23 protein-coding genes are annotated in these 26,991 nt (G+C 69.5%); 6 read left to right on the top strand and 17 right to left on the bottom strand.

Annotation, left to right across the window (positions count from 1 at the left end; genetic code table 11):
* Nucleotides 1–25: 25 nt before the first annotated feature.
* The 16 genes from ABEA39_RS04695 to ABEA39_RS04620 all read right to left on the bottom strand — a co-directional run bounded on the left by ABEA39_RS04695 (nt 26) and on the right by ABEA39_RS04620 (nt 17,027).
* The gene (locus ABEA39_RS04695) at nt 26–2,350 is read right to left on the bottom strand and encodes a RelA/SpoT family protein (RefSeq protein ID WP_345373755.1); all 2,325 of its coding nucleotides are present in this window, start codon (nt 2,348–2,350) and stop codon (nt 26–28) included.
* Between the two features lie 48 nt (nt 2,351–2,398).
* Nucleotides 2,399–2,770: a rhodanese-like domain-containing protein gene (locus tag ABEA39_RS04690; RefSeq protein ID WP_345373752.1), complete on the bottom strand. Its 372-nt coding sequence runs from the start codon at nt 2,768–2,770 to the stop codon at nt 2,399–2,401.
* Nucleotides 2,767–3,750, bottom strand: coding sequence for a protein translocase subunit SecF (gene secF, locus ABEA39_RS04685; protein ID WP_345373750.1), 984 nt, complete (start codon nt 3,748–3,750; stop codon nt 2,767–2,769). The genes ABEA39_RS04690 and secF overlap by 4 nt, the downstream gene beginning before the upstream one ends.
* Nucleotides 3,750–5,561 carry a protein translocase subunit SecD gene (gene secD / locus ABEA39_RS04680; RefSeq protein WP_345373748.1) on the bottom strand — a complete coding sequence of 604 codons (1,812 nt, stop codon included), beginning with the start codon at nt 5,559–5,561 and terminating at the stop codon, nt 3,750–3,752. Before secD ends, secF begins: the two co-directional genes overlap by 1 nt.
* Nucleotides 5,562–5,658: 97 nt before the next feature.
* Nucleotides 5,659–6,087 carry a preprotein translocase subunit YajC gene (locus ABEA39_RS04675; RefSeq protein WP_345373746.1) on the bottom strand — a complete coding sequence of 143 codons (429 nt, stop codon included), beginning with the start codon at nt 6,085–6,087 and terminating at the stop codon, nt 5,659–5,661.
* Nucleotides 6,088–6,189: 102 nt separating this feature from the next.
* Nucleotides 6,190–7,212 (bottom strand): Holliday junction branch migration DNA helicase RuvB, encoded by a 1,023-nt coding sequence (ruvB, locus tag ABEA39_RS04670; protein ID WP_345373744.1) that lies wholly within the window; start codon nt 7,210–7,212, stop codon nt 6,190–6,192.
* A complete protein-coding gene (ruvA, locus tag ABEA39_RS04665; RefSeq protein ID WP_345373742.1) occupies nt 7,209–7,823 on the bottom strand; it encodes a Holliday junction branch migration protein RuvA in 615 nt (204 codons plus the stop codon). Before ruvA ends, ruvB begins: the two co-directional genes overlap by 4 nt.
* Nucleotides 7,820–8,401, bottom strand: coding sequence for a crossover junction endodeoxyribonuclease RuvC (gene ruvC, locus ABEA39_RS04660; protein WP_345373740.1), 582 nt, complete (start codon nt 8,399–8,401; stop codon nt 7,820–7,822). Before ruvC ends, ruvA begins: the two co-directional genes overlap by 4 nt.
* Before the next feature lie 33 nt (nt 8,402–8,434).
* Nucleotides 8,435–9,196: a YebC/PmpR family DNA-binding transcriptional regulator gene (locus ABEA39_RS04655; protein WP_345373738.1), complete on the bottom strand. Its 762-nt coding sequence runs from the start codon at nt 9,194–9,196 to the stop codon at nt 8,435–8,437.
* A gap of 165 nt (nt 9,197–9,361) precedes the next feature.
* Nucleotides 9,362–9,973 (bottom strand): pyridoxal 5'-phosphate synthase glutaminase subunit PdxT, encoded by a 612-nt coding sequence (gene pdxT, locus ABEA39_RS04650; RefSeq protein ID WP_345373736.1) that lies wholly within the window; start codon nt 9,971–9,973, stop codon nt 9,362–9,364.
* Nucleotides 9,963–10,865 (bottom strand): pyridoxal 5'-phosphate synthase lyase subunit PdxS, encoded by a 903-nt coding sequence (gene pdxS / locus ABEA39_RS04645; RefSeq protein WP_345373734.1) that lies wholly within the window; start codon nt 10,863–10,865, stop codon nt 9,963–9,965. Before pdxS ends, pdxT begins: the two co-directional genes overlap by 11 nt.
* Nucleotides 10,866–10,911: 46 nt before the next feature.
* Nucleotides 10,912–11,529, bottom strand: a complete 618-nt coding sequence (locus ABEA39_RS04640) for an HIT family protein (RefSeq protein WP_345373732.1) — start codon at nt 11,527–11,529, stop codon at nt 10,912–10,914.
* A 2-nt stretch (nt 11,530–11,531) separates the two neighbouring features.
* A complete protein-coding gene (thrS, locus tag ABEA39_RS04635) occupies nt 11,532–13,553 on the bottom strand; it encodes a threonine--tRNA ligase (protein ID WP_345373730.1) in 2,022 nt (673 codons plus the stop codon).
* Between the two features lie 67 nt (nt 13,554–13,620).
* Nucleotides 13,621–14,580 carry an NADP-dependent oxidoreductase gene (locus ABEA39_RS04630; protein WP_345373728.1) on the bottom strand — a complete coding sequence of 320 codons (960 nt, stop codon included), beginning with the start codon at nt 14,578–14,580 and terminating at the stop codon, nt 13,621–13,623.
* Nucleotides 14,581–14,664: 84 nt separating this feature from the next.
* Nucleotides 14,665–15,741 carry a tetratricopeptide repeat protein gene (locus tag ABEA39_RS04625; RefSeq protein WP_345373726.1) on the bottom strand — a complete coding sequence of 359 codons (1,077 nt, stop codon included), beginning with the start codon at nt 15,739–15,741 and terminating at the stop codon, nt 14,665–14,667.
* Entirely contained in the window at nt 15,738–17,027 is a 1,290-nt protein-coding gene (locus ABEA39_RS04620; RefSeq protein WP_345373724.1) for an ATP-binding protein, read from the bottom strand. Before ABEA39_RS04620 ends, ABEA39_RS04625 begins: the two co-directional genes overlap by 4 nt.
* Before the next feature lie 168 nt (nt 17,028–17,195).
* On the opposite strand from ABEA39_RS04620, the gene ABEA39_RS04615 reads away from it, so the two are divergent.
* Genes ABEA39_RS04615 through ABEA39_RS04605 form a run of 3 tightly spaced genes read left to right on the top strand, consistent with a single transcriptional unit; the run spans nt 17,196 to nt 19,223 of the window.
* A complete protein-coding gene (locus tag ABEA39_RS04615; protein ID WP_345373722.1) occupies nt 17,196–18,185 on the top strand; it encodes an XdhC family protein in 990 nt (329 codons plus the stop codon).
* 52 nt (nt 18,186–18,237) lie between these two features.
* The gene (locus ABEA39_RS04610) at nt 18,238–18,552 is read left to right on the top strand and encodes a hypothetical protein (RefSeq protein WP_345373720.1); all 315 of its coding nucleotides are present in this window, start codon (nt 18,238–18,240) and stop codon (nt 18,550–18,552) included.
* Nucleotides 18,552–19,223 carry an NAD(P)H-binding protein gene (locus ABEA39_RS04605; protein WP_345373718.1) on the top strand — a complete coding sequence of 224 codons (672 nt, stop codon included), beginning with the start codon at nt 18,552–18,554 and terminating at the stop codon, nt 19,221–19,223. The genes ABEA39_RS04610 and ABEA39_RS04605 overlap by 1 nt, the downstream gene beginning before the upstream one ends.
* Nucleotides 19,224–19,238: 15 nt before the next feature.
* On the opposite strand, the gene ABEA39_RS04600 is transcribed toward ABEA39_RS04605, so the two are convergent.
* Complete coding sequence (locus ABEA39_RS04600; RefSeq protein WP_345373716.1) at nt 19,239–19,718, bottom strand: SUKH-4 family immunity protein; 480 nt, start codon at nt 19,716–19,718, stop codon at nt 19,239–19,241.
* Nucleotides 19,719–19,835: 117 nt separating this feature from the next.
* On the opposite strand from ABEA39_RS04600, the gene ABEA39_RS04595 reads away from it, so the two are divergent.
* From ABEA39_RS04595 to ABEA39_RS04585, 3 genes are all read left to right on the top strand, one after another.
* A complete protein-coding gene (locus ABEA39_RS04595) occupies nt 19,836–20,327 on the top strand; it encodes a DUF4383 domain-containing protein (RefSeq protein ID WP_345373714.1) in 492 nt (163 codons plus the stop codon).
* Between the two features lie 444 nt (nt 20,328–20,771).
* Nucleotides 20,772–24,179, top strand: coding sequence for a DEAD/DEAH box helicase (locus tag ABEA39_RS04590; RefSeq protein ID WP_345373712.1), 3,408 nt, complete (start codon nt 20,772–20,774; stop codon nt 24,177–24,179).
* Nucleotides 24,180–24,274: 95 nt separating this feature from the next.
* Nucleotides 24,275–26,986, top strand: a complete 2,712-nt coding sequence (locus ABEA39_RS04585; RefSeq protein ID WP_345373710.1) for an MGH1-like glycoside hydrolase domain-containing protein — start codon at nt 24,275–24,277, stop codon at nt 26,984–26,986.
* The last annotated feature ends 5 nt before the right edge of the window (nt 26,987–26,991 follow it).

Genomic DNA, 26,991 nt, shown 5'->3' with positions numbered 1-26,991 from the left:
GGGGTAGGGCCGTGCGCCCCGACCTCTAGCCCGCGCTCACCCGGTAGACGTCGTACACGGCGTCGATGCGCCGCACCGCGTTCAGCACGCGGTCGAGGTGCGTCGTGTCGCCCATCTCGAACACGAAGCGGCTGAGCGCCAGGCGCTCCTGGGAGGTCGAGACCGTCGCCGACAGGATGTTGACGTGGTGCTCGGAGAGGACACGCGTGACGTCGGAGAGCAGGCCCGACCGATCGAGCGCCTCGATCTGGATCTGCACCAAGAAGACGCTCTTCGACGAGGGGGCCCAGGAGACGTCGATCATGCGCTCGGGCTCGGCCATCAGGCCCTGCACGTTGTGACAGGTGGCCTGGTGCACGCTGACGCCTTGCCCACGCGTCACGAAGCCGACGATCTGGTCGCCCGGCACCGGGGTGCAGCACTTGGCCAGTTTGACGAGGATGTCCGGGGCTCCTCGAACGAGCACACCCGAGTCGCTGTTGCGGAGCGGGCGGGGCCGGCCCTTCGACGGGAACTCGAGATCGGCGTCGCTGTCCTCGTCGGTCTGCGTCTGGACCGCGGCGAGGATCTTCTCGATGACGGACTGCGTGGAGATGTGCCCTTCGCCGACAGCGGCGTAGAGCGCGGTGATGTCGTCGTAGCGCATCGCGTTGGCGACCTCGGCGATGGAGTCTTGCGACATCAACTTCTGCAGCGGGAGGTTCTGCTTGCGCATGGCCCGCGCGATGGCGTCCTTGCCCTGCTCGACGGCCTCGTCTCGGCGCTCCTTGGTGAACCACTGGCGGATCTTGTTGCGGGCCCGGGGGCTCTTGACGAACGTGAGCCAGTCCTGGGAGGGGCCGGAGTCGGGGTTCTTGGAGGTGAACACCTCGACGACGTCGCCCGAGGTCAGGGTGGACTCGAGGGGGACGAGTCGACCGTTGACCTTCGCGCCCATGGTGCGGTGACCGACCTCGGTGTGGACGGCGTAGGCGAAGTCGACCGGCGTCGCACCGGAGGGCAGGCCGATGACCTTGCCCTGCGGCGTGAAGACGTAGACCTCCTTGGCGCCGATCTCGAACCGGAGGCTGTCGAGGAACTCCCCCGGGTCGGCCGTCTCGGCCTGCCAGTCGGAGATGTGCGCGAGCCACGCCATGTCGGTCTCGGTCTTGGGGTCGTTCTGGGTGTCTTTGCCGCCGTTCATGCGCTGCTTGTACTTCCAGTGCGCGGCGACGCCGAACTCGGCCCGCTGGTGCATCTCGTGCGTGCGGATCTGGATCTCGACGGGACGGCCCTTGGGGCCGATGACGGTGGTGTGCAGCGACTGGTACAGGTTGAACTTCGGGGTCGCGATGTAGTCCTTGAAGCGACCGGGGATCGGGTTCCAGCGCGCGTGGATCGAGCCCAGCACGGCGTAGCAGTCGCGGAGGGAGTTGACGAGGACCCGGATTCCGACGAGGTCGTAGATCTCGTCGAACTCGCGCCCGCGAACGATCATCTTCTGGTAGATCGAGTAGTACTGCTTCGGCCGACCGACGACGTCGCCGCGGATTCGCGACGACTTGAGGTCGCTCTTGACGGCGTTGATGACGTTCTGCACGAACTGCTCGCGCTGCGGGGTGCGCTGCTTGACGAGGCTGTCGATCTCGACGTAGAGCTTGGGGTGGAGAACCGCGAAGCTCAGGTCTTCGAGCTCCCACTTGATGGTCTGGATACCGAGGCGGTGAGCCAGCGGCGCGTAGATCTCGAGGGTCTCGGTGGCCTTCCGCGTCGCCGACTCGGACTCCACGAAGCCCCAGGTGCGGGCGTTGTGGAGCCGGTCGGCGAGCTTGATGACGAGCACGCGGATGTCTTTCGACATGGCGACGACCATTTTGCGGACGGTCTCGGCCTGGGCGCTGTCGCCGTACTTCAGCTTGTCGAGCTTGGTGACGCCGTCGACGAGCATGGCGATCTCGTCGCCGAAATCGGTGCGGAGCATGTCGAGGGTGTAGTCGGTGTCTTCGACGGTGTCGTGCAGGAGCGCGGCGGCGATCGTCTTGGCTCCGATGCCGAGGTCGGCGAGAATCTGCGCCACGGCCACCGGATGCGTGATGTAGGGCTCGCCGCTCTTGCGGAGCTGGCCGTCGTGCGCATGCTCGGCGACCGTGTAGGCGCGATCGATGATCGACAGGTCGGCCTTGGGGTGGTGCATGCGCACCGTCTTGATCAGTCGATCGACGGCGCCGGCGGGCTGACTGCGCGAGAAGAGTCGCGGGAGCAGAGTGCGGAGAGACGCGGTCGACTGCGGCGGGGCGGGCTGAGGCACGGGGCCGGCCGCCGCCAGCTGACCGGGCTCGGACCGGTCGGACTTCGCGATCTCAGTCGTCATGGACGCCCACTCTCACCTCGAGTCGAAACTCCAGAATAGCGGGATCGGTCAGCCGACTTGCGGCTCGGACCCGTTCTCGCTCGTCAGTTCGCCCTCAGCGTGCTGCCAGGCCACCATTCCGCCCAGAACGTCGATCGCGTCGAAGCCGTTCTCGCGAAGGGCGGCGGTCACGCGTGCCGACCGACCGCCGATGTGGCAGACGACGAGGACCTCGCGGTCGTCGGGCACCTCGGAGAGGCGGGTGCCCAGCTCGGACATCGGCAGCATGTGGGCGTCGGGGGCGTGCCCGGAATCCCATTCGTGCTGTTCGCGGACGTCGAGGAGGTAGGCGCCGGCCGAGACGAGGGCGATGGCCTCGTCCGCCGTCACGGCTTCGCGCCCGCCTGCCGTCGGGGCACCGGTCGTCGACCCGTCGCTCACTGCGAGACCGCCTGCTGGTCGATCTTCTTGGCGTCCGCCTTCTTGACCAGCTTCTCGTGCCCCCGGAACTGCGAGTACACCGGAGCCGCGATGAAGATGGTCGAGTAGGTGCCGACCAGGATTCCGATGAAGAGCGAGAGCGAGATGTCACGCAGCGTGCCGGCACCGAGGAGCAGCGACCCGATGAAGAGGATCGCGGCGACGGGCAGCAGAGCCACGACCGACGTGTTGATCGATCGCACCAGCGTCTGGTTGACGGCGAGGTTGACCGACTGGGCGAAGGTGCGGGCCGAGCCGTTCTTGTCTTCGGCGTTGTTCTCGCGGATCTTGTCGAACACCACCACGGTGTCGTAGAGCGAGTAGCCGAGGATCGTCAAGAAGCCGATCACGGCCGCGGGCGAGACCTGGAAGCCCAGGACCCCGTAGACGCCCGCAGTGATGACGAGGTCGTGGAGTAGCGAGATCATTGCCGCCGCGGCCATCTTCCAGGTGCGGAAGTAGATGGTCATGAAGATGGCGGCCAGGATCAGGAAGATGACCAGACCCCGGATCGCCTGGGTCGTGATGTCTCCGCCCCAGGTCGCGCCGATGAACGACGTCGCGACGTTCTTCGTGTCGGTGTGATAGGCCGAGGCGAGCTGGTTGCCCAGCGTGTCGGTCTGCTGGGTCGTGAGCTGGTTGGTCTGCACGCGGACGGTGCTGCCGCCGACCACGGTGACCAGAGCGGTGGCGTTCGGGTCGAACTTCTTGACGGTGTCGGTGGCGATCGTCTGATCGGGGTTCTTGAGGCCCGAGATCTGGTACTCGGAACCGCCGGTGAAGTCGATGCTGAACTGGAAGCCGCCCCGGAAGATCGGGATGATCACCGCGGCCAGGATCATGACGATCGCGATGCCGTACCAGATCTTGCGACGGCCGACGATGTTGTACGAACGGGCCCCGGTGTAGAGGTCGTTGCCGAACTGCGAGAAGCTCGCCATCAGCTGTCCTTCCTGTCGTCGGTCGGTTTCTGGTCGGTCATCGGGGCATCGCTTCCGTGGGATGCACTGCCCGCGTCGAGGCCGTTGCGCGCTGCCGAGGCCTCCGCCGCCTTCCGCTCCGCAATCGTCTGACGCTTGAGGGCCTCGTTGCCGCCGGCCTTCTTACGGCCCTTGACGACGGGCTCGCGGAACTGGGCGCGACCGCGGTAGACGGCACCGAGCGCGACCGGGTCGAGGCCCGAGAACTTGTGCCCGCCGCCGAAGTACCGGGTGCCGGCGATGAGGCGCAGCATCGGGTGCGTGAAGAGGCAGACGACGACGACGTCGATCAGGGTCGTGATGAGCAGCGTGAGCGCGAAGCCCTTCACGTTGCCGACGGCGAGGATGTAGAGCGTGACGGCGGCGAGGAAGTTGACCGAGTCGGACGCCAGGATGGTGCGGATCGCGCGCTTCCAACCGGCCTCGACCGCGGATTCGAGCGGCCGCCCGTCGCGCAACTCGTCGCGTATTCGTTCGAAGTAGACGATGAACGAGTCGGCCGTGATGCCGATGGCGACGATCAGACCCGCCACGCCGGCGAGCGACAGGCGGTAGCCGTCGTGCCAGGAGAGGAAGTCGATGACGAGGTACGTGATCACGCCGGAGATCGCCAGCGAGAGGACCGTGACGAAGGCGAGGGCGCGGTACTGGATGACCGAGTAGATGATGACCAGCAGGAGGCCGATGAGGCCTGCGATCAGGCCGCTCAGCAGCGACGTGGTGCCCAGCGTGGCGGAGATGACCTCGTTGCTCTGGACCGTGAAGTTGATCGGCAGGGCGCCGAACTTGAGCTGGTCGGCGAGCGTCTTGGCGCTGTCGGAGGTGAACGAGCCGGTGATCTGCGCCTGGCCGTTCGTGATGGCGCTGTTGGTGGTCGGCGCGGTGATGATCTGACCGTCGAGGACGATCGCGAACTCGTTCTCGGGGGCGGTGAGGGAGACGAGCCGGCTGGTGACGTTCTTGAAGTCGGTGGTGCCCTTGCCGTCGAAGGTGATGTTGACGGCCCACTGGCCGGTGCTGTTGCCCTGAGAGTTGGTGGCGAGGCCGGAGGTGGCGTCGCTGATGTTGGAGCCCTGGACCTCGACCGGACCGAGGATGTACTTCGACGTGCCGTCGGTCGAGCAGGTGACGAGCGGCTTGTTGTCGGGGGCCGTCGAGACGTCGTCGGGGGCGTCGCAGTTGTAGTTGGTGAAGAGGTCGGCGACCTTCGCAGTGATGTAGTTCAGGTCGCTGCCGTTGGTGGGCTTGGCGGTCGGCACGTTGCTGAGGGTCGCGGGGGGCGCGTACGGCGTCGGGCTGGAGGTGACCTTGCCGGCCTTGTCGGTGCCGACCGAGGTGTTCGTCGCCGTGGCCGTGTAGAGCACGGGTCGGAAGGTCAGGCGGGCGGCCTGCTCGATGCGCTGCAGCGTTGCGGCGTCGGGCTTGCCCGGGATCGAGACGACGATGTTGTTCTTGCCCTGGGTGTTGATCTCCGCCTCGGAGACGCCGTTCGAGTTGATGCGCTGGCGGATGATCGACACGGCCTGGTTGAGCTGGTCGCTCGAGACCGTGTCACCAGACTGGAGCTGAGCCTGCAGGGTGATCTGCGTGCCGCCCTGCAGGTCGAGTGCCAGCTCGGGCACGAAGCTCGCGTTGGTCCACCAGCCGTTGGTCGAGTTCGTCGTCTTGTGGATGATCGTCGCGGCCCCGTTGAGGGCTGCGATGGCCGCGATGATGATCAGCAACCAGGTCAGGGAACGAAGGGCCTTCTTCGCGGGCGTCGATCGTGCCACGGAGGAACTCTGCTTTCTCATGCGGTGGGCGCAGCGAAGAGCGCGCGCTCACCGGGTGGGAATCCGGCCGGATGGCCGGATACGGCACAAAGACGGGTCAGGCGTCTTTGTCGGTGTCGGTGGTGGTGCGCTTGGTCAGGTCGACCCGCTCGCCGAACTCCGGCGCCGCCGAGGGGATGGCGTGGTCTTCGTTGAGCGAGTAGGTCGGGGTGGACCCGCCCTCGGAGGCGGAGCTCGCGACGACGCCGTCGGCGCTCTCGGCCACGACCGGCTCGACGACGCGGCCGAGGGTCTGACGGTGGACCTTGATGACCGTGCCGGGTGCGATCTCGACCTCGGCGACGTTCTCCTCTTCGTTGATGGAGACGAGCTTGCCGTAGATGCCGAAGGTGAGCATGAGGTCGACGCCGGGGACCATCTTGGTCTGCAGGTTGGCCTGGTCGGCCTGACGCTTGCGACGGTTGCGGAAGATGAAGAAGATCAACACCACCAGCAGGACGAGCATGATGATTGTGGGAAAGTCCATGACTTTTCTACTTTCGCGAAGGGCGTTCCGATGAACGCGGGACGAGCGGTGGGAGGGATGTCGCGATGGTTTCAGTCGCGGCCGCTGAGAAGCCTCCGGCGATTATAGGCCATCGCCGAAGAGCCCCCCTGTGTGCCGCTCGATGCCGAAGTGCCGCCAGGCTTCGGGCGTGGCGAGTCGACCGCGCGGTGTCCGGGTGAGGAGACCGACCCGGACCAGGAAGGGTTCGACCACGGATTCGATGGTGTCCGCCTCTTCTCCGACCGACACGGCGAGCGTGTTGAGCCCGACCGGTCCGCCGTCGAATCGCTTGAGGATCGCTTCCAGGACTCCCCGGTCGAGGCGGTCGAGCCCGAGCGCGTCGACGTCGTAGAGGTCGAGTGCCTCGCGCACCGTGGTGATGTCCGCGCGTCGGCCATGGACCAGCGCGTAGTCGCGCACACGGCGGAGGAGACGGTTGGCGATGCGGGGCGTGCCACGGCATCGGCCGGCGATCTCGCGCAGGGCGTCCTTGTCGATCTCAACATCGAGCAGAGCCGCGGCCCGGCGCAGGACCTCGTACAGCTCGGACTCGTCGTAGAACTCGAGGTGCGCCGTGAAGCCGAAGCGGTCGCGCAGGGGGTTCGGCAGGAGGCCCGAGCGGGTGGTGGCCCCGACCAGGGTGAAGGGCGACAGCTCGAGGGGGATGCTCGTCGCTCCGGCCCCCTTGCCGACCATGATGTCGATGCGGAAGTCCTCCATCGCGAGGTACAGCATCTCTTCGGCCGAGCGTGTCATGCGGTGGATCTCGTCGATGAAGAGGACCTCGCCGGGCACCAGCGAGGACAGGACCGCGGCGAGGTCGCCGGCATGTTGGATGGCGGGGCCGGACGACATGCGCAGCGGACGGTTCGACTCGTGCGCGACGATCATCGCGAGAGTGGTCTTGCCGAGCCCGGGAGGGCCGGCGAGGAGGATGTGGTCGGGCGTGCGGTCTTGCATCGCCGCGGCCTTCAGGAGGAGCTCGAGCTGCCCGCGGACCTTCGTCTGCCCGACGAACTCGGTGAGCGACTTGGGGCGGAGCGCACCCTCGAACGCCAGCTCGGCCTCGGACTCGAGTTCGGGCTTGGTGAGGTCTTCGCTCATCGCGAGGCCCCCGTGCGGGCGGCAGGCCCGAGGCGGGTCAGGACGGCGCGCAGGAGCGCCGGCACGGCCGAGCTGACGGAGGCGTCGGCGTCTTCGAGGACGTCGTCGATGGCGGCTTGGGCGTCGCGCTCGGACCAGCCGAGGCCGACGAGGGCTACGAGGACGTCGGCGGCGGTCGAGCTCGTGGCCGTGACGCTCGGCGCCTGGATGCGGATGTCGAGCTTGCCGGTGAGCTGGACCACGATGAGCTTGGCCGTCTTCGGGCCGATGCCGGAGACACGACGGAAGGCCGCGTCGTCTTCCGTGGCCACGGCCGAGGCGATCTGCGACGGGGTGAGGTGGCCGAGCACGCCGAGGGCCGACTTGGGGCCGACGCCGGTCACGCCACGGAGAAGATCGAAGAGAACGAGCTCGTCGGCCGTGGCGAAGCCGAAGAGCGACAGGTCGTCTTCTCGCACGATGAGGGTGGTGTGGAGCTGGACCACGGAGCCGGCCGGCGAGGTGAGCGCCAGCTGCGGGGTGACGGAGACCTTGAGCCCTACTCCCCCGATCTCGACGACGAGGGCGCCGCCGCTCGCGGACAGCACGGCACCACGGAGACTCGAGATCATCGACCCAGCCTAGGAGTGCGGATGCTCTTCTCCGCGTCGCGCCACGCTCGTTGTGCAGGGGTGAGGCCCTGGGGAGAGGTGGATGCGGGAGCCCGAGCGGCATCGCGACGCCACGCGTGGCAGATGGCGAGGGCGAGGGCATCCGCGGCGTCTGCGGGTTTCGGTACGGCGTCGAGCCCGAGGAGTCGAGCGACCATCGCCCCGACCTGCGCCTTGTCGGCCGACCCGTAGCCGGTGACGGCGGCCTTCACCTCCGAAGGGGTGTGGAGTGCGACGGGGATGCCCCGCTCGGCGGCTGCGCGGAGAGCGAGCCCCGACACCTGCGCTGTGCCCATGACCGTGCGCACGTTGTTCTGCGCGAAGACCCGCTCGATCGCCATGGCGTCGGGCTGGAACTCGTCGACGAGGGCCTCGATGCCGCGCGCGATGATCATCAGCCGCTGCTCGAGGGGGGCGTCGGCCGCCGATCGGATCGTGTGGACCGAGACCAGGGAGGGGACGCGCTTCGCGTCGACCTCGATGATTCCGACGCCGCACCGGGTGAGGCCGGGGTCGACGCCGAGTACGCGGAGCGTCACTGCGCGCCTCGGCGGCCGCTCACGATGAGCGGCCTACTCGTCGTCGTCGAGCTCGGCCTGCACGTCGGCGGGGACGTCGATGTTCGAGTAGACGTTCTGCACGTCGTCGTCGTCGTCGAGCGCGTCGATGAGGCGGAAGACCTTGCGCGCCGTCTCGGCGTCGGCCTCGACCTTGAGGCCGGGGACGAACTCGATGTCGGCGGCGTCGTAGTCGATGCCGGCGGCCTGGAGCGCGGTACGGGTCGGGACGAGGTCGCTCGGGTCGGTCTGGACCTCGAACCCGGCGCCCTTGTCGACGACGTCTTCGGCTCCGGCGTCGAGGACGGCGCCCATGACGTCGTCTTCGCTGAGACCGTCGGTCTTCATGACGGTGATGACACCCTTGCGGCTGAAGTTGTAGGCGACGCTGCCCGGGTCGGCCATCGTGCCGCCGTTGCGCGACATGACCGTGCGGACGTTGGCGGCCGCGCGGTTCTTGTTGTCGGTGAGGCACTCGATCATGAGGGCGATGCCGTTGGCTGCGTAGCCCTCGTAGATGATGGTCTGGTAGTCGACGCTCTCACCGGAGAGACCGGCGCCGCGCTTGACGGCGCGGTCGATGTTGTCTTTGGGGACCGAGGTCTTCTTGGCCTTCTGGACGGCGTCGACGAGGGTCGGGTTGCCTTCCATGTCGGCGCCGCCGAGCTTGGCAGCCACTTCGATGTTCTTGATCAGCTTCGCGAACGACTTCGCGCGACGGCCGTCGACGACAGCCTTCTGGTGCTTGGTCGTTGCCCACTTGGAATGCCCGGACACGGTGCTCCTTCGTCTGGGCCCCTCAGAGACCCGGTTCTGCTTTCGCGAACGCGCCCGACGGCGGCTCGCGAGACGTCCCGATAAGTGTAGCCGCGACCGCGGTCACCGGCGGGTGCCGCTCCGTCCGGCCGGCGGCGGACGCGAGACGGCGAGCCGGCGCGGTTTTCAGCGGGCGGACGCGAAGGTGCGGGCCTTGTCGAGGAAGCGCGCGTGGAAGCGGTAGTCGTGGGTCATCTCGGGGTGGAACGAGGTGCCGAGGAGCGCGCCCTGCTCGACGGCGACGACGCGGCCGTCGGGGAGGACGCCCAGAGGACTCGCGAGCGGCCCGACCGATTCGACCACGGGTGCGCGGATGAAGACCGCGTGCACGGGCTCGCCGTCGAAGGCGGGGACGTCGAGCTCGGACTCGAACGACTCGCGTTGCGAACCGAAGGCGTTCCGGCGCACCGCCACGTCGAGCCCACCCAAAGTCTGCTGCCCGGCCATTCCATCGAGGATGCGGTCGGCCAGCATGATGAGGCCGGCGCAGGTGCCGTAGACGGGCAGACCCGACGCGATCGCGGCCTTGAGGGGCTCGGCGAGACCGAACATGCGCGACAGCTTGTCCATCACGCTCGACTCGCCACCGGGGATGACGAGTCCGTCGACCTCGGCAAGCTCAGCCTCGCGTCGGACCGGGACGGCCGTCGCCCCGAGGGAGGTCAGGACGTGCAGGTGCTCGCGGAAGTCCCCCTGGAGCGCGAGGACCCCGACGCGAGGAGCGCTGCTACCAGCCACGCTCGGAGAGACGGTGCGGAGCCGGGACGTCGGCGACGTTGATGCCGACCATGGCTTCGCCGAGACCGCGCGAGGCGTCGGCGACGACCTGGGGGTCGTCGTAGAAAGTGGTGGCCTTGACGATGGCGGCGGCACGCTCGGCCGGGTTGCCCGACTTGAAGATGCCGGAGCCGACGAAGACGCCGTCGGCACCGAGCTGCATCATCAGCGCGGCGTCGGCCGGGGTGGCGACGCCGCCCGCGGTGAACAGGACCACGGGGAGCTTGCCGGTCTCGGCGACCTCCTTGACGACGTCGTACGGGGCCTGGAGGTCTTTGGCTGCGACGTAGAGCTCGTCGGGCGAAAGGAAGCGGAGAGCGGCGATCTCGCGCTTGATGGTGCGGATGTGCTTGGTCGCCTCGGAGACGTCGCCGGTTCCGGCCTCGCCCTTCGAGCGGATCATGGCCGCGCCCTCGGTGATTCGACGGAGCGCTTCGCCGAGGTTGGTGGCGCCGCAGACGAACGGCACGTCGAACTTCCATTTGTCGATGTGGTTGACGTAGTCGGCGGGGCTCAGCACCTCGGACTCGTCGATGTAGTCGACGCCGAGGGTCTGGAGGATCTGTGCCTCGACGAAGTGGCCGATGCGGGCCTTGGCCATGACCGGGATCGTGACGGCGGCGATGATCTCGTCGATCATGTCGGGGTCGCTCATGCGAGCCACGCCACCCTGTGCGCGGATGTCGGCGGGGACGCGCTCGAGGGCCATGACGGCGGTGGCACCGGCCTCTTGGGCGATGAGGGCCTGCTCGACGTTGACGACGTCCATGATGACGCCGCCCTTCAGCATGTCGGCGAGGCCGCGCTTGACGAGGGAGGAGCCGGTGACGGGAGTGGGGGTGCTGTCGCTCATGATCCCCCTAGCTTACGGTGTCGCGGACGGCCGGGACCGCGAGTCGTCACACCTCGTCGGACGGCGACGGCCAGGCTTCGGCCACTGCGCTGCGGACGTCTCCGAGAAGCTGGGTCAGCGCCTTCGTCTCGGCGATGATCGGGAAGAAGTTCGAGTCGCCCCCGTAGCGCGGCACGAGATGCTGATGCAGGTGCGCCGCGATGCCCGCCCCGCCCACCGAGCCCTGGTTCATGCCGATGTTGAAGCCCTGGGCGTGCGAGACCCGCGTGAGCACTCGCATCGCCGTCTGGGTCAGCGAGGCGATCTCCGCCACCTCGGCATCGGTCGCGAGGTCGTAGGTGGAGACGTGGCGGTAGGGGCACACGAGCAGGTGCCCGGGGTTGTACGGATACAGATTGAGCAGGACGTAGGCGTGCTCTCCGCGAGCGACGATGAGCGCGTCTTCGTCGGTCTTGCCCGGCGCGCTGCAGAACGGGCAGTCGTCGTCGTGGGCGCCCTGCCCCTTCTCGATGTAGACGGCACGGTGCGGGGTCCAGAGGCGCTGGAACGCGTCGGGAGCTGCGGCGAAATCACGCGACGACTGGACGGGGACGGACCCGTCGGAGGCCGAGCCCGCCCCGTCGCGCGACGGTTCGTCGCCCGACGGTCCGGCGCCCGACGACACGGTCAGACCTGCGCCTTCGTCTCGATCGCGGTGACGATCTTCTCGATCGCGTCGGCGACGGGGATGCCGTTCTCCTGCGTGCCGTCGCGGTAGCGGAAGCTGACCGAGCCCGAGGCCCGATCCTCTTCGCCGGCGATGAGCTGGAACGGCACCTTCTGCTTGGTGTGCGTGCGGATCTTCTTGGGCATGCGGTCGTTGCCGTGGTCGACCTGCACGCGGACGCCGCGGGCCTTCAGCTGCGCGGCGATGCCGTCGAGGTAGTCGCCGTACTCCTCGGCGACGGGGATGCCGACGACCTGCACAGGCGAGAGCCAGACCGGGAACGCCCCGGCGTAGTGCTCGGTGAGCACGCCGAAGAAGCGCTCGACCGTGCCGAAGAGGGCCCGGTGGATCATCACGGGACGCTGGCGGGTGCCGTCGGCCGCGGTGTACTCGAGGCCGAAGCGCTCGGGCAGGTTGAAGTCGAGCTGGACGGTCGACATCTGCCAGGTGCGGCCGATGGCGTCCCGCGCCTGGACCGAGATCTTGGGGCCGTAGAACGCGGCACCGGCGGGGTCGGGGACGAGCTCGAGCCCGGTCTCGCGAGCCACCTGCTCGAGCGTCGAGGTCGCCTCCTCCCAGGTGGCGTCGTCGCCGACGTACTTCTCCGGGTCTTTGGTGGAGAGCTCGAGGTAGAAGTCGTCGAGGCCGTAGTCGCGCAGCAGCGAGAGGACGAAGTTGAGGGTCGTCTTGATCTCGTTGGCCATCTCTTCACGGCTGGCGAAGATGTGCGCGTCGTCCTGCGTCATTCCACGCACGCGGGTCAGGCCGTGGATCACGCCGGACTTCTCGTTGCGGTAGACGGCGCCGAACTCGAACAGGCGCAGCGGGAGGTCGCGGTACGAGCGCCCCTGCGAGCGGTACACGAGGATGTGCATCGGGCAGTTCATGGGCTTGAGGTAGTAGTCGGCGCCCTGACGCACGATCTCGCCCTCCTCGTTGCGGGCCTCGTCGAGGTGCATCGGGGGGAACATGCCGTCTTTGTACCAGGCGAGGTGGCCGCTGGTCTCGTACAGGTTCGACTTGGTGATGTGCGGCGTGTAGACGAAGTCGTAGCCTTCGGCCTCGTGGCGCTGGCGCGAGTAGTCCTCCATGGTGCGGCGGATGATGCCGCCCTTGGGGTGGAAGACGGCCAGACCCGAGCCGAGCTCGTCGGGGAAGGAGAACAGGTCGAGCTCGGCGCCGAGCTTGCGGTGGTCGCGCTTGGCCGCCTCTTCGAGACGCTCGAGGTGGGCGCGGAGGGCGTCTTTCGTCGCCCAGGCGGTGCCGTAGATGCGCTGGAGCTGCTTGTTCTTCTCCGAGCCGCGCCAGTAGGCGCCGGCGGAGCGCATCAGTTTCCAGCCGTTCTGGATCAGGCGGGTCGACGGCAGGTGCGGACCGCGGCAGAGATCGCGCCAGACGACGTCGCCGGTCTTCGGGTCGACGTTGTCGTAGACGGTGAGCTCGGCGCCGCCGACCTCGACGGACTCCCCCGCGTCGCCGGCGGCCTCGTCGAGCCCGGCCGGACCCTTGAGGCCGATCAGCTCGAGCTTGTAGGGCTCGTTCGCCATGAGCTCTCGGGCCTCGTCTTCGGAGACGACGCGGCGCACGAAGCGCTGATTCGCCTTGACGATCCGCTCCATGCCCTTCTCGATCTGCTTCAGGTCGTCGGGCGTGAAGGCCTCGGCCACGTCGAAGTCGAAGTAGAAGCCGTCGTCGATGGGCGGGCCGATGCCGAGCTTGGCCTCGGGGTTGATCGCCTGGACCGCCTGCGCCATGACGTGGGCGGCCGAGTGGCGGAGGATCTGCAGACCCTGCGGAGAGTCGATGGTGACGGGCTCGGCGTGGGTGCCGGCCTCGAAGCTGGCGGCCATGTCGAAGAGGGCGCCGTCGACGCGGACCGCGACGACCTCCCTCTGCGGGAACAGCTCGAAACCGGTCGACGTCTCGGTGACCTCGCGGGCTTCGATGGGAGAAGGGGCCACGGGAGGTTCGACGTCAGACACGATGGTGTTAATCCTTAAGGTCAGGGGTTGCCCACCAGTTTAGTGACTCGCGGTGGGCGCCGAGGCCTCACGGCACGAGCACGATCTTCCCGTGGGCGTGGTGCTGCTCGAGCTTCTCGAACGCCTGCTGCACGTCGTCCAAGGCGAAGACCGAGTCGACGGGGATGCTCAGCTTGCCGTGCGAGACGAGCATGACGAGATCGTGCAGCACGGTCGCGCTGGCTGCATCGGTGCTGCCCTTGGTCTGGGCTCCGACCTCGGCGGCCGCCTCGAAGGCGATCATCGTCTCGATGCGCTCGGCCGGGACGCCCAGGTCGATCCCGAGACGCACGTACTCCTCGCCGAACGTGTCGACGAGGGCGGAGACGCCGTCGGGGGCGAGTTCGTCGATCCGGGCTCGAAGGCCGTCCCCGTAGGCGACCGGCCGTGCTCCCACCGAGCGCAGCCAGTCGTGGTTGCCCTCGGAGGCGATGCCGATCACGTCGACCCCCTGGAGGACGAGCAGCTGCGTCACGATCGACCCCACTCCGCCTGCCGCGCCGGAGACGACGATGGTCTCTCCCGCTCGGGGCGACACGGCGTCGACGGCCGCCCGCGCCGTGGTGCCGGCCACGAACAGCGAGCCGGCGACCTCCCAGGAGACCGGGCCGGGCTTGGCGGTGACCTGGGCGGCCGGGGCGACGACGTACTCGGCGTGGCTCGACCGCTCCCACGACCAGCCGAGCACCTCGTCGCCGGGCGCGCGACCGGTGACGTCGGAACCCGTGGCGACGACGACTCCGGCGAAGTCGGAGCCCTGCCCGGAGGGGAAGGTCGCCGGGAACATCGAGTCCAGGAATCCCTGGCGGATGGCGGCCTCGCCGGGATTGGTGCCCGCGGCCTTGACCTCGACCAGCACCTCGTCCGGGCCGGGCTCGCGCACGGAGACCTCTTCGACGCGCAGGACGTCGCGGTCGCCGTAGTGGTCGAAGCGCACGGCACGCCCGGTGGTGGGGGTCGTGCCGTCGGTCAGGGGTGCATCCGTCATCTCGAAGCCTTTCGCGTCAGGGGTCCCCCCAGCGTGCACCTCGACGGACCTCGGTTCTCAGAGCGCCGCAAGGAACACGGCCGGTCAGGGCAGCGTCGCGAGGGTGCGCTTCGACCACGAACGCAGCACGAGATTGCCGATGATCAGGGCGATCACCGGCAGCGACTGGCCGGTCGAAGGGCTGGGGCCCGCGCTCGAGACCGGTGTCGACGCGGCCTGGAAGACGAAGAGCGCTGGGGCGACGAAGAGCAGCACGGTCGAGACGGCGAACAGGGCGCTCGATCGGAACGTCGCCCCGAGGAACCGCCGCAGCCCGGGCCCGCCCGCCCGCAGGAACCGCCCCGTGTAGAGCAGCACCGCCGCCACCGACAGGAGGGCGACGGTCCAGCGGCCGGTGTACTGCTGCGTCGGCGTCGATCCGAACAGGCCGAAGCCCACCAGGACCATCGCGATGTAGGGCCCGATCAAGAAGAGCCGGATGTTGCGGAACGCCACCGTCACCGCGATCACGAGGTTGCGGTGCGCCACCGTGTAGCGCGGGTTTTCCCGCAGCAGCTGCCCGAAGATGCGGACCGCCGACTGCGTGCGGTTGGCGTCGAGGTCGACCAGGGCGAGGTTGTTGCGCGCCGCCTCCGAGTGCGGGTCGATGGTCAAGGCCTGAAGGTAGGATGCACGCGCCTTCGCCGGCTCCTTGGAGCGCCGCTGCACGTTGCCCAGCGTCACGTGCGTCGCACTCGCCCACGGCGCGATCCGGACGGCCTTCTCGGCCGCCCACAGCGCCTCCGGCGTCGCCGAACCCGCTCCGAGGACGACGTCCGCCAGCGTGATCAGCCCGTCCGGGTCGTCGGGAGCGGATCGGACGCCCGCCACCGCCGCCTCGTGCGCGAGGTCGTGCTCGCCGAGGGCGCTGTGACTCCGAGCGGCCGTCCGCAGGGCCGAGGGGTGCCCGGGGATCAAGGAGAGGAGTCGTGTGGCGGCGGCCAGGGCATCCCGCGGTCGCCCTGCCCCTCGCTGGGCGAGGCCCATCAGGTCGAGGGCCACGACGTCGTCGGGCTCGCGGGCGAGGACCCTCGACAGCACGCGGATCGCATCGAGCGGTCGGTCGGCGTCGATCAGCGCCACGGCCTGGTCGCGCTCGGCGTGCGACTCGGTGTCGCTCACAGGCGCTTGTTCTTCTTCAGGTAGGCGCGGAGTTCGGCGTAGGTGCCGTCGTCGTCGCCGAACTGCACCACGTTGCGGGCGCTGTCGAGCCACGGCCCCGTCGACGGACGGACCTCGCCCAGCGCGGCCTCGAGGTCCTCCATGCGGATGTAGCGGGCCGTGCCGCTGCGCACGCTGTCGAGCAGGGCGCGCTCGGAGGCGAGCTCGCAGACGTAGGCGATGTCGGCTCCCGAGAGCCCGTCGGAGGCCCGGGCCAGCTTGGCCGCGTCGATGGCCTCGACGGGGCGCTCGGCCAGGTGCGACCGGAAGATCGAGGCGCGGGCCTCCGTGTCGGGCGGCAGCACGAGCACGGTCCGGTCGAAGCGTCCGGGACGCCGCAGAGCGGGGTCGACGTCCCACGGCTGATTCGTGGCGGCCGGGACGAAGAGGTTCTCGTTCGACTCCGTCACGCCGTCGAGCTCGGCGAGCAGCTGGTTCACGATGCCCCGGACCGAGGCGCTGCGCGTCTGACTGCGACGCTGGCCCAGGGCGTCGATCTCGTCGATGAACAGCACGCACGGAGCCGTCCGGCGGGCGAGCTGGAAGGCCTCGTGCAGGTTGCGCTCGCTGTTGCCGATGTACATGTCGAGGACGTCGGTGAGCCCGATCGAGAGGAACGACGCACCGAGCTCACCCGCCAGGGCTCGTGCGAGGAAGGTCTTGCCACAGCCGGGAGGCCCGTAGAGCAGCAGCCCGCCGCGCAGGCTCTTGCCGTAGAGCTTGCGCAGCTCGGGGTTCTGGAGCGGGGCGAGGAACGAGGCGTTGAGGCGCTCCTTGACGGCGCTCATGCCGCCGACGTCCTTCAGCGTGACGCGAGGGCGCTCCACGTCGAGGAACGGCTCGGTCGTCTCCTGGCCCGCCTCGTCGACGAAGGCGGGCTGCACGACGTCCTCCACCTGCTCCTCCGCGGCGCTCCAGTCGAAGACCGGCGCACCGATACCGCCGGGAACGGCAGGGGCGGGCGGGATGCTCGGGCCGCGCTCCGGCGGGGCGGCAGGGGTGGCCGCAGGAGGTGCCGCGGGGGTGGCCGCCGGGGTCGCCGCTGCCGGACCGCTCAGCGCTCGAAGCAGGAGCGCCCGGGCCTCGGCGTCGTCGGGAGCCAGCGCGACCAGCGCAGCAGCCACCTCGACGGCCTCGCGCTCCTGACCCGCCTCGATCAGCAGCCTGCCGAGGTGCAGCCGCAGGGCGACGTCGTCGGGTGCCGATTCGACGGCACGTCGGAGGGAGTCGAGCAGGGGATCCGTCACTCCCGCATGTTAACGGCTGCGCCTCTGCGCGGGGCAGCCCCTCCTCGCGGGGTGCGGCCCGGGGCATGGTGCGCGGGGCGTCCTGCTCGGGGCCTGCGGCGCTCGCCGGGTGCGACGCGCGGCGTGGCCGGACACACGGACGAAACCTGCCGCATCGATACTGGGGGCATGTTCGAGATCGCCGACCGTCTGCTGGCCCGCCTGGACGCCGGCGAGACCGTGGCTCTGGCGACGGCCGTCTCCGTCGTCGGCAGCGCCCCGCGGACCGTTGGCACGTCGATGGCGGTGATGGCCGACGGCACCGTCGTCGGCAGCATCTCGGGTGGCTGTGTGGAGGGAGCCGTGTACGAGGCGTGTCTCGAGGCGTTCGAGACCGGCCGAGCCTCCCTGGCCGGCTACGGGTTCAGTGACGAGGACGCGTTCGCGGTCGGCTTGAGCTGCGGGGGGCGGATCGAGGTGCTCGTCACCCTCGTCACGCCGCAGTCGCCGGTGGTCGTGCCGGCGCTGCGGCAGGCGTCGGCGGGTCGGGCCACCGAGGTCTCGAGCATCCTCGAGGGCCCACGGCTGGGTGAGACCGTGGCACGGCCGGACGACTGCGACGCCTCGAGATCGTTCACCGAGAAGTCGATGCCGCCGCCGCGGATGCTCGTGTTCGGCGCGACCGAGTACGCCGTCGCCCTGACCAACGCCGCCGCCACGATGGGCTACCGCGTGACCGTGTGCGACGCGCGTCCCGTGTTCCTGACGCCCGAACGGTTTCCGTCCGCCGAGGCGGTCGTGGTCGAGTGGCCGCCACGATTCCTGGCCCGGACCGACGTCGACGAACGGACGGTCATCGCGATCCTCTCCCACGACGACCGGTACGACACCGACCTCGTCGAGCTCGCCCTCGCGAGTGGCGCCGGCTACGTCGGTGCCATGGGCTCGAGGACCACGCACGCGCGACGAGTCGACGAGCTGCGGATGCGCAAGATAGCCGGGGTCGACCGGCTGCACTCCCCCATCGGGCTCGACCTCGGCGCCTCCACGCCGGAGGAGACCGCCGTCTCGATCCTGGCGGAGGTCCTCGTCTCGCGCTCCGGGGCGTCGGCGTCGAAGCTGCGCGAGACGGACGGCGCCATCCACCGGCCTGCACCCGTCGCTCCGCTCCCCCGCTGACACGGGACGACTCCTGGAGGGCTTTTCCGGCCAAGCCTGCTTAGATGCCCGGATGGTCACGATCACCCTGCCACCCGTCGTCGAAGACGCCGCCACCGGTCGCCAGCTCGCCGCCGGACTCCCCGACGACGTCAGTGCCGCCCACGTCGAGGTGGACGCGAGCGCCGTCGCGCTCGCCGATCACGGTTTCGTCCCCGAGCTCATGGCCGGGCTGCTCGAACGCGGACTCGAGGTGCTCGTCGTCGACGGGGCCGCCGCCGATCTGCGCAGCACGTTCGCCGACGCCGCCGAGAAGCACTCCTTCGGCGAGATCTGGTTCGCCACCGGCACCGCCACCTCCGGCGGCCCGCTCGGAGAGGCCGTCTGATGGCCCGCATCGTCATCGTCGGAGGCAACGGGCTCACGGCCCGACACCTCATCTCCCGGCTGTCGAACCGGGGCGACCACGTCGTGCCGCTCATCCGCCATCCCGCACAGGCCGACCACCTGGTCTCGCTCGGCGGCCACCCCGACGTCCTCGACCTCGAGACGGGCACCGTGGACGAGTTCGCGGCGGCGTTCACCGAGGCGGATGCGGTCGTCTTCGCCGCCGGGGTCGGGAGCAACGGCGGCAGCGTCGAGAGCATCGATCGCGACGGCGCGATCAAGTCCATCGACGCCGCCGTGGCGGCCGGAGTTCCGCGCTTCGTGCAGATCTCCGCGATCGGAGCCACGGCGGGCACTCCCCCCACGCTGACCGGGTCGTTCTGGGAGGCCTACTACGAGGCGAAGCGAGCGGGGGATGCCCACCTGCGCTCGTCCGGCCTCGGCTGGACCGTTCTCGAGCCCGCCGAACTGACCGAGAACCTCGCGACCGACGGTGTCACGCTCGGCGTGGACGTCCCCCGCGGAGCCTCGATCTCGCGAGCCGACCTGGCCGCTGTCGTGGTCGCCGTCCTCGACGAGCCCCGCGCCGCCGGTCACACCTGGGAGCTGGTCGGAGGCACGACGCCGGTCGTCGACGCCGTGGCGGCCGCCGTCGCTGCTGCCGCCGAGTAGTCAGACGCGGTCGAGTCAGACGCGCGCCGTCGCGAGCTCGTCGAGGACGCGGGACCACCACGTGGCCGGCTCGAGGGCGGGTGCATCCCGCGTTTCGAGGTCTGCGCGGAGCGCCGCGAGCCGTTCGCCCCGCGGAATCGGCTCTTCGGCCGCCACGACCGGTTCGGGCTCGCCGCGGTGCAGGCGGGCCAGCTTCGCCCGAGCCTCGGCCACGGTCATCGTCGGCTTCGCTGCGTACGGGGTCGGCCGTTCGACCAGGTAGAAGAGGCGGAACGCTTCGAGGAAGGCGTGGGTCGCGGCGAGACTCGAGTTGACGAAGAGCGGGTTCGCGCCGCTCGGGTCGACGACGAAGATCGCGCCGTCGCCGCGCTCCACGAGGTGCTGGGCGTCCTCGCTCCAGACGTGACCCACACGTGTCGTCGACATGCCGTCGAGGGGCAGGCCTGGCGTGGGATGCTCGGAGAACTCGATCCCGAATCGTGCGTCAGTGGTCATGATCGGAGCGTAACGGGGGTGCATCGACATGATGAGCGGCGTGTCGAACGGGTCTCGATTGGGTGGAAAGGCCCTGGGAAGTGTTGACTAGGGGGTACCTCCCAGAAAGGACCCGCCATGAGCACGACGACAACACGGCCTGCCCAGACCTTCACCCGCCTCAAGACCGGGCCGGCCCAGGGCGCGGCGACCGTCGTCGGAATCCTGATGGTCGTGTTCGGCATCCTCGGGTTCATCCCCGGCGTGACGCAGCACCTCGGCGAGATCCACTTCATCGGGCCGTCCTCGACCTCGTTCATCTTCAACATCTTCCAGAACTCGATCTTCTCGAACATCGTCTGGATCGTCTTCGGCCTCATCGGCCTCGGCGCCGCCCGTGCCCCGTTCAGCCTCGCCGCCACCGGCTACCTGCTCGGCTTCGGCATGGTCTTCCTCGTGATCTGGCTGTACGGCCTGGCGTTCATGGACTGGGGCGGCAACTTCTTCCCCTTCAACCTCGCCGACCAGTCGCTGAACGTCGGCCTCGGGTTCGCACTGCTCCTGACGGGTGCGGCCACGAGCCAGCTCGCCATGAAGGGCAGCCGCTACGACGAGGGCCTCTGGCGCTAGGCGCTTCTCGCGCCTTTTCCGAGAACCCCCGTTTTCGGCACGGCCCCGCCTCGACGCAGGCGGGTTCGTGCCGGAGGCGGGGGTTTTCGCGTGCCGAGGGCGGGGTGGTGCGGGTGCCAGCGGTGCGTGCGACGGCATGACTCCAGAACACGCCGCTCACTTCTGCCCGAACCCGTCATTTGTGGAGTCGCGGGGCGGGGCTGCTTCGGGTGACTCCAAGAGATGCGGTCTCGGCGGAACATGAGCGGCGTGTTCTGGAGTCGAGTGGCGGGCGGCGTGGGGGACGCGGGGCGGGGCTGCTTCGGGTGGCTCCAGTAAGTGCGGTCTCGGCGGAACATGAGCGGCGTGTTGTGGAGTCGGGGGCGGCCGGGGCGGGGTGGGGAGGAGGCGCGGGGGCTGTGGAGAGCGCCAGCGGGTGTCGGTGGGGCGTGGGAGCATGGATCCATGCCAGAGGTAGCGCCCCTCGTCGACGCCACCGACATCATCCGACTCGTCGGGCCGGGGTCGTTCAGTCGCGCGAAAGAGTACGTCCGAGCCGGGCGCGTTCTCGAGAGCGCCTGGAACCCGTCCGACGGCGTGCTGACCGGCACCGTCCAGGGCAGCGGCCCGTTCCCGTACCGTTGCCGGGTCGCACTCGTGCCCGGGCGGGGCGACTACCGGGTGCCGCGGCAGGGCTCGTGCACCTGCCCCCTGACCCAGAACTGCAAGCACGTCGCGGCCACCATCCTTCAGAGCAACAGCGCCGCGGTGCAAGCGGCCTCGGCGGCGCAGGCGGCGTCGCCTGCCTCGGCCGCTTCGAGCCCGTCCGGCGGGCCGGACCTCGACGGCACCTCGGCCGCGGCCGGCGACGGCTCCGACTGGCGCACGAGCCTGGCGGGCCTCACCGGCTCGGCCTCACCCGTCGACGCCCGAGCCGCCCGCATGGGCCTCTACTTCGAGCTGCGCGAGCAGCTCCGGGCCGCCCGAGGGCGATGGGAGGCCCCGAAGTGGCGCACCGTCTCGGCGGGCCGGGTCTCCCCCGACGGTCGATTCCGTCTCGGCGTCCGGCCGGTCACGCTCAGCGCCACCAACAACTGGGTCCGTGGCGGCCTCACCTGGTCGACCCTGCCCTACCAGCAGAACCGGCTCGAGATGAGCGCCGACCACCACCGCTGGTTCGGGCAGTTCGCCGCCCTCCACAAGTCCGCGCGCGACAACTTCCTCCCCACGGAGGAGGGCGACTGGCTCGCCCTCGACCGCTTCGCGAGTCCGCTGCTCTGGCCGCTCCTGGCCGAAGGGGCACGACTGGGCATCACCTTCGTCACCGGCAAGCGCGAGACCGACGTGACGGTGGCGAGGTCGGCCCGGGTCACGCTCGACCTGCGGCACGCCGACGACGGCGGGGTGCGGGTCGGCGCGGGGCTCGTGATCGACGGGGCCGTGCATCCCCCGCTCGCCTGCGTTCCAGGTGGTGAGCGCGCCGCCTCGGCGGCCGCTCGACCCGAGGTGATCGGTGTCACGGGCGACCACGGCGTCTACGTCTGGCGGGCCGACCCGGCGCCGCACGTGCTGATGGCCCCGACGATCGAGCCGGTGCGCGACGAGCAGAAGAAGATGCTCGTCGGCGGTTCCGAGATCGTCGTGCCGCCCACCGAACGCGACGCGTTCCTCACGGAGTTCTATCCGCGCCTGGTCCGGTCGGTCGCGGTCGTCAGCGGCGACTCGTCGATCGAGCTGCCGGAGGTCCTGCCGCCGCGGCTGACGCTGACGGCCACCTACTCCCCCGGCGACGAGCTCGACCTGCACTGGGCCTGGCGCGGCGCCGGGCAGGTGGAGCCCGTGGGGGCCTACGAGATCCCCGCGGCGGTCCGGGCCGCGGTCGATGGCGAGCTCGGCGACCGGCACCTGAAGGGCGTCGTGGCGGCGGAGTGGAGCGCGAGCATCCTGCCGTCTCTCGAGAGCCTCGACGATCTCGACGTGGTCGTCGTGGGCGACAAGCCCGACTATCGCGAGCTCTCCGGCGCCCCGGCCCTGACCGTCACCACGGTCGAGACCGACAAGCGCGACTGGTTCGATCTCGGCGTGCTGGTCACGGTCGACGGCCGCACGGTGCCGTTCGGGCCGCTCTTCACGGCGCTGTCGAAGAAGCGCCCGAAGCTGCTGCTGCCCGACAAGTCCTATCTCTCCCTGCTGCACCCGGCCTTCGACGAGCTGCGGCGCCTCATCGAAGAGGCCGAGACGCTCGACGAGTGGGAGGCCGGGCTCCGCATCAACCGCTACCAGGCGAGCCTGTGGTCCGAGTTCGAAGAGCTCGCCGACGCCACGGTGCAGGCCGACTCGTGGCGCGCGTCGGTGGGCGGCCTGCTCGAACTGGCGGGGCGGCTCGAGGGCGAGTCGAGCATCCCCGTGCCCTCGACGGTCCGGGCCACACTGCGGCCGTACCAGATCGAGGGCTTCTCGTGGCTGGCGTTCCTGTACGACCACGGGCTGGGCGGAGTCCTCGCCGACGACATGGGGCTGGGCAAGACGCTGCAGACGCTGGCGCTGTTCGCGCACGCCGTCGGGGCATCTCCGGTGGGGGGCGACGCGCGGGATGCCCCGGCCGACGTCTCGGGCACGCCCACGCCGCGTCCTCCCTTCCTCGTCGTCGCGCCCACGTCGGTCGTCTCGAACTGGGTGGCCGAAGCCGCTCGCTTCACCCCCGACCTCGTCGTCCGCGGTGTGACGGCCACCGAGGGCAAGACGGGCGGCACGCTCGCATCGCTCGCCGAGGGTGCCGACGTGATCGTGACCTCGTACGCCCTGTTCCGCCTCGACTTCGCCGCCTACCAGCGCCTCGGCTGGGCCGGGCTGATCCTCGACGAAGCGCAGTTCATCAAGAACCGCTCGTCGAAGGCGCACCGATGCGCGGTCGATCTCGACACGCCGTTCAAGCTGGCGATCACGGGCACGCCGCTCGAGAACAGCCTCGTCGACCTGTGGTCGCTGTTCCGGGTGGTGTCGCCGGGGCTGCTCTCGACCGGGCTGAAGTTCACCGAGGACTACGTCAAGCCGATCGCGGCGGGCGGCCGGCCCGAGCTCATGCAGACGCTGCGGCGGCGCATCCGACCGTTCCTACTGCGGCGCACGAAAGAACGGGTGGCCGCGGACCTGCCCGAGAAGCAGGAGCAGGTGCTGCGCGTCGACCTCGATCCCGCGCACCGCGAGCTCTACGATATGTTCCTGCAGCGAGAGAGGCAGAAGCTGCTCGGGCTCGTCGACGACCTCGACCGGCACCGGTTCATCGTGTTCCGGTCGCTGACGCTGCTCCGCCTGCTGTCGCTCGACGCCGGCCTCGTCGACGAGGCCTACGACCATGTGCCGTCGGCCAAGATGGACGCCCTCCTCGACGAACTCGACGACGTGGTCGCCGGCGGGCACCGCGCCCTCGTGTTCAGCCAGTTCACCTCCTACCTGTCTCGAGTCGCGGCCCGGCTGACCGAGCGCGGCATCGACCACGAGTACCTCGACGGGTCCACCCTGCATCGCGCCGACGTCATCGCCCGGTTCAAGGAGGGCACGGCGCCCGCGTTCCTGATCAGCCTGAAGGCCGGCGGGTTCGGGTTGAACCTGACCGAGGCCGACTACGTGTTCCTGCTCGATCCGTGGTGGAACCCGGCCACCGAGTCGCAGGCCGTCGACCGCACGCACCGGATCGGGCAGACGAAGAACGTCATGGTCTACCGGATGATCGCGAACGACACCATTGAGGAGAAGGTCATGGCGTTGCAGCAGCAGAAGGCGCAGCTCTTCGACGCGGTGATGGACGACGACGAGGCGGCTTTCGGCACGGCGCTGACCGCGGACGACATCCGCGGGCTGCTGGAGGCGTAGCGCCGGGTCGCGAACGGGAGGGGTCGCGAACGGGACGGGTCGCGAACGGGACGGGTCGCGACAGGGCAGCGCGGCCGTCCGGGCAGAATGAGGGCATGTCGACCACGCCCGAAGTCTCCTCCCCCGCTGCCGAGCCCGAGTCCTCGCCGGACGTCGCCGTGGCGGCAGAGCGGGCACGACTCGCCTCGGCCGACGCGGGAGGAGACGGCTGGCGCGACTGGGGCCCGTACCTGGCCGAGCGCGCCTGGGGCACCGTGCGCGAGGACTACAGCGCGACCGGCGACGCCTGGACCTCGTTCCCGCACGACCACGCTCGAAGCCGCGCGTACCGCTGGAACGAGGACGGCATGGCCGGGTTCTCCGACGCGGGGCAGAACTGGTGCCTGTCGCTCGCGCTGTGGAACGGCGCCGACCCGATCCTCAAGGAGCGCATGTTCGGCCTCGCCGGCGCACAGGGCAACCACGGCGAAGACGTGAAGGAGTACTGGTGGTACACCGACGCCACGCCGTCGCACTCCCTGAGCTCCTGGCGCTACCACTACCCGCAGCGGGCGTTCCCATACGACGACCTGATCGCCACGAACGCGGCGCGAGGCAAGCACGACGACGAGTACGAGCTTCTCGACACCGGCGTGTTCGACGACGACCGCTTCTGGGTCGTCCAGGTCGACTACGTGAAGGAAGGGCCGCACGACCTCGTCATGGTGGTGACCGTCGAGAACGCCGGACCGGAGACGGCGACGCTTCGCGTGCTCCCCACGTTCTGGTTCCGCAACACGTGGTCGTGGGGAGACGAGGGGGCCGCAGGCGGCACGAGCGAGCGCCCGGTGGTCCGGATGGTCGGTGCGGCGGCCCTCGAGGCGCGGTCGCCGAAGACGGGGGCCTTGCGGATCGCCGGGGACGGGCATCCCACGCTCCTGTTCTGCGAGAACGAGACCAACACGCAGCGGCTCTACGGTCAGCCCGGCCCGGCGTTCCCGAAAGACGGGATCAACGATCACGTCGTGGCGGGCGCGGCCACCGTGAACCCGTCCCGGGAGGGGACGAAGGCGGCCCTCGACTACGAGCTGACCGTCGAGGCCGGCGCCTCCGCCACCGTGCGGATCAGACTGACAGGTGAGGGTGCGCGGGCGGGCTCCGAGGCCGGGCTGGATGCCGAGCGGTGCGACGCCCTGGTCGCCCGCCGCAGGGCCGAGGCCGACGCCTACTGGGCTGGCGTGACTCCCCCGGGCACGACGCCCGGCGAGGCCGACGTGCTCCGCCAGGCGATGGCCGGCCTGCTCTGGTCGAAGCAGTTCTATCACTACAACGTCGCGACCTGGCTCGACGGCGACCCCGCGTCACCGGCCCCGGCACCGGCGCGGGAGGCCGTCCGCAACGGCACCTGGCGCACCTTCGACGCCCACGACGTGCTGCTCATGCCCGACACCTGGGAGTACCCGTGGTTCGCCGCCTGGGACTGGGCGTTCCACTGCGTCACCCTCGCCCACGTCGACCCGGCGTTCGCCAAGGAGCAGCTCGTGCTGCTGCTGCGCGAGTGGTACATGCATCCGAACGGCCAGCTTCCGGCCTACGAGTGGAACTTCTCCGACGTGAATCCGCCCGTGCACGCGTGGGCGGCCCTGCAGGTGTTCCTGATCGACGGCGGCACCGACTTCGACTTCTTGAAGCGGGTGTTCCACAAACTGCTGATGAACTTCACCTGGTGGATCAACACCAAGAGCACGGGCGGCGACGACCTCTTCAGCGGCGGATTCATGGGCCTCGACAACATCGCACCCATCGACCGGTCGGCGCTGCCGGTGTCGATCGGCACCATCGAGCAGGCCGACTCGACCGCCTGGATGGCGACGTACGCCCTCGACCTGCTCGAGATCGCGCTTCAACTCGCCGACGTCGACGACTCCTACCAGGACATCGCCACGACGTTCGTCGAGCACTTCCTGGCGATCGCCCGAGCGGCCAACGAGTCGGGCTTGTGGAACGAGGAGGACGCCTTCTTCTACGACGTGCTGCACGAGGCCGACGGCACGGCGGTGCCGCTGAAGGTCCGGTCTCTCGTGGGGCTCGTGCCGGTCGTCGCCTCGCTGGTCTACAGCGACGAGCGGATCGACGCGCTGCCGCGCTTCCGGGAGCGCCTCGACTGGGTGCTGGCCAACCACCCGGAGCTCGGCGACTACGTCCACGTCAGCGAGGCGGGCGGGGAGCGGACGACGCTGATGGCGCTGGTCCCGCCCGACCGTCTCCTGCGGATGCTCGCCAACGTCTTCGACGAGGACGGCATGCTGTCGCCGCACGGGATCCGCGGCATCTCGGCGTACCACCGCGAGCACCCGTTCAGCATTGAGCTCGGCGGCGTCACCAGCTCGGTCGACTACGAGCCGGGCGAGTCGACGACCGCGCTGTTCGGGGGCAATTCGAACTGGCGCGGACCGGTCTGGTTCCCGCTGAACGTGCTGCTCGTCGACGGGCTCCGCGCCAACGACCGGCACGAGACCACGGGGTCGACGGTGGAGTTCCCGGCCGGGAGCGGGCAGCACCTGACCCTCGGCGAGGCCGCCGACGAGCTCTCCACCCGACTGGTGTCGCTGTTCCTGCCCGGGGCGACAGGGCGGCGACCGGCGGATGCCCGCTACCCCACCCTGTCGGAGGACCCTCGGTGGGCTCCCCACCTGTTCTTCTACGAGTACTTCCACGGCGACACCGGCCAGGGGCTCGGAGCGTCGCACCAGACGGGCTGGACGGCCGCTGTGGCTCACCTGATCTTCGCCCGGGGTTCCGGCGCCTCCGCAGAGACCGGGGTCTAGCGTTC

Origin of the sequence: Frondihabitans cladoniiphilus (assembly GCF_039544345.1) — a bacterium.
In the GTDB taxonomy this organism is placed as follows: Bacteria; Actinomycetota; Actinomycetes; order Actinomycetales; family Microbacteriaceae; genus Frondihabitans; species Frondihabitans cladoniiphilus.
This window is presented reverse-complemented; position numbering and strand designations above follow the sequence as displayed.

Coding starts and splice junctions, on each gene's coding strand:
- ABEA39_RS04695 (WP_345373755.1), bottom strand. CDS start 2,350: ATGACGACTGAGATCGCGAAGTCCGACCGGTCCGAGCCCGGTCAGCTG.
- secF (WP_345373750.1), bottom strand. CDS start 3,750: ATGGCGAGCTTCTCGCAGTTCGGCAACGACCTCTACACCGGGGCCCGT.
- ABEA39_RS04675 (WP_345373746.1), bottom strand. CDS start 6,087: ATGGACTTTCCCACAATCATCATGCTCGTCCTGCTGGTGGTGTTGATC.
- ruvB (WP_345373744.1), bottom strand. CDS start 7,212: ATGAGCGAAGACCTCACCAAGCCCGAACTCGAGTCCGAGGCCGAGCTG.
- ruvA (WP_345373742.1), bottom strand. CDS start 7,823: ATGATCTCGAGTCTCCGTGGTGCCGTGCTGTCCGCGAGCGGCGGCGCC.
- pdxS (WP_345373734.1), bottom strand. CDS start 10,865: ATGAGCGACAGCACCCCCACTCCCGTCACCGGCTCCTCCCTCGTCAAG.
- ABEA39_RS04630 (WP_345373728.1), bottom strand. CDS start 14,580: ATGACGGATGCACCCCTGACCGACGGCACGACCCCCACCACCGGGCGT.
- ABEA39_RS04615 (WP_345373722.1), top strand. CDS start 17,196: ATGTTCGAGATCGCCGACCGTCTGCTGGCCCGCCTGGACGCCGGCGAG.
- ABEA39_RS04610 (WP_345373720.1), top strand. CDS start 18,238: ATGGTCACGATCACCCTGCCACCCGTCGTCGAAGACGCCGCCACCGGT.
- ABEA39_RS04605 (WP_345373718.1), top strand. CDS start 18,552: ATGGCCCGCATCGTCATCGTCGGAGGCAACGGGCTCACGGCCCGACAC.
- ABEA39_RS04600 (WP_345373716.1), bottom strand. CDS start 19,718: ATGACCACTGACGCACGATTCGGGATCGAGTTCTCCGAGCATCCCACG.
- ABEA39_RS04595 (WP_345373714.1), top strand. CDS start 19,836: ATGAGCACGACGACAACACGGCCTGCCCAGACCTTCACCCGCCTCAAG.
- ABEA39_RS04590 (WP_345373712.1), top strand. CDS start 20,772: ATGCCAGAGGTAGCGCCCCTCGTCGACGCCACCGACATCATCCGACTC.
- ABEA39_RS04585 (WP_345373710.1), top strand. CDS start 24,275: ATGTCGACCACGCCCGAAGTCTCCTCCCCCGCTGCCGAGCCCGAGTCC.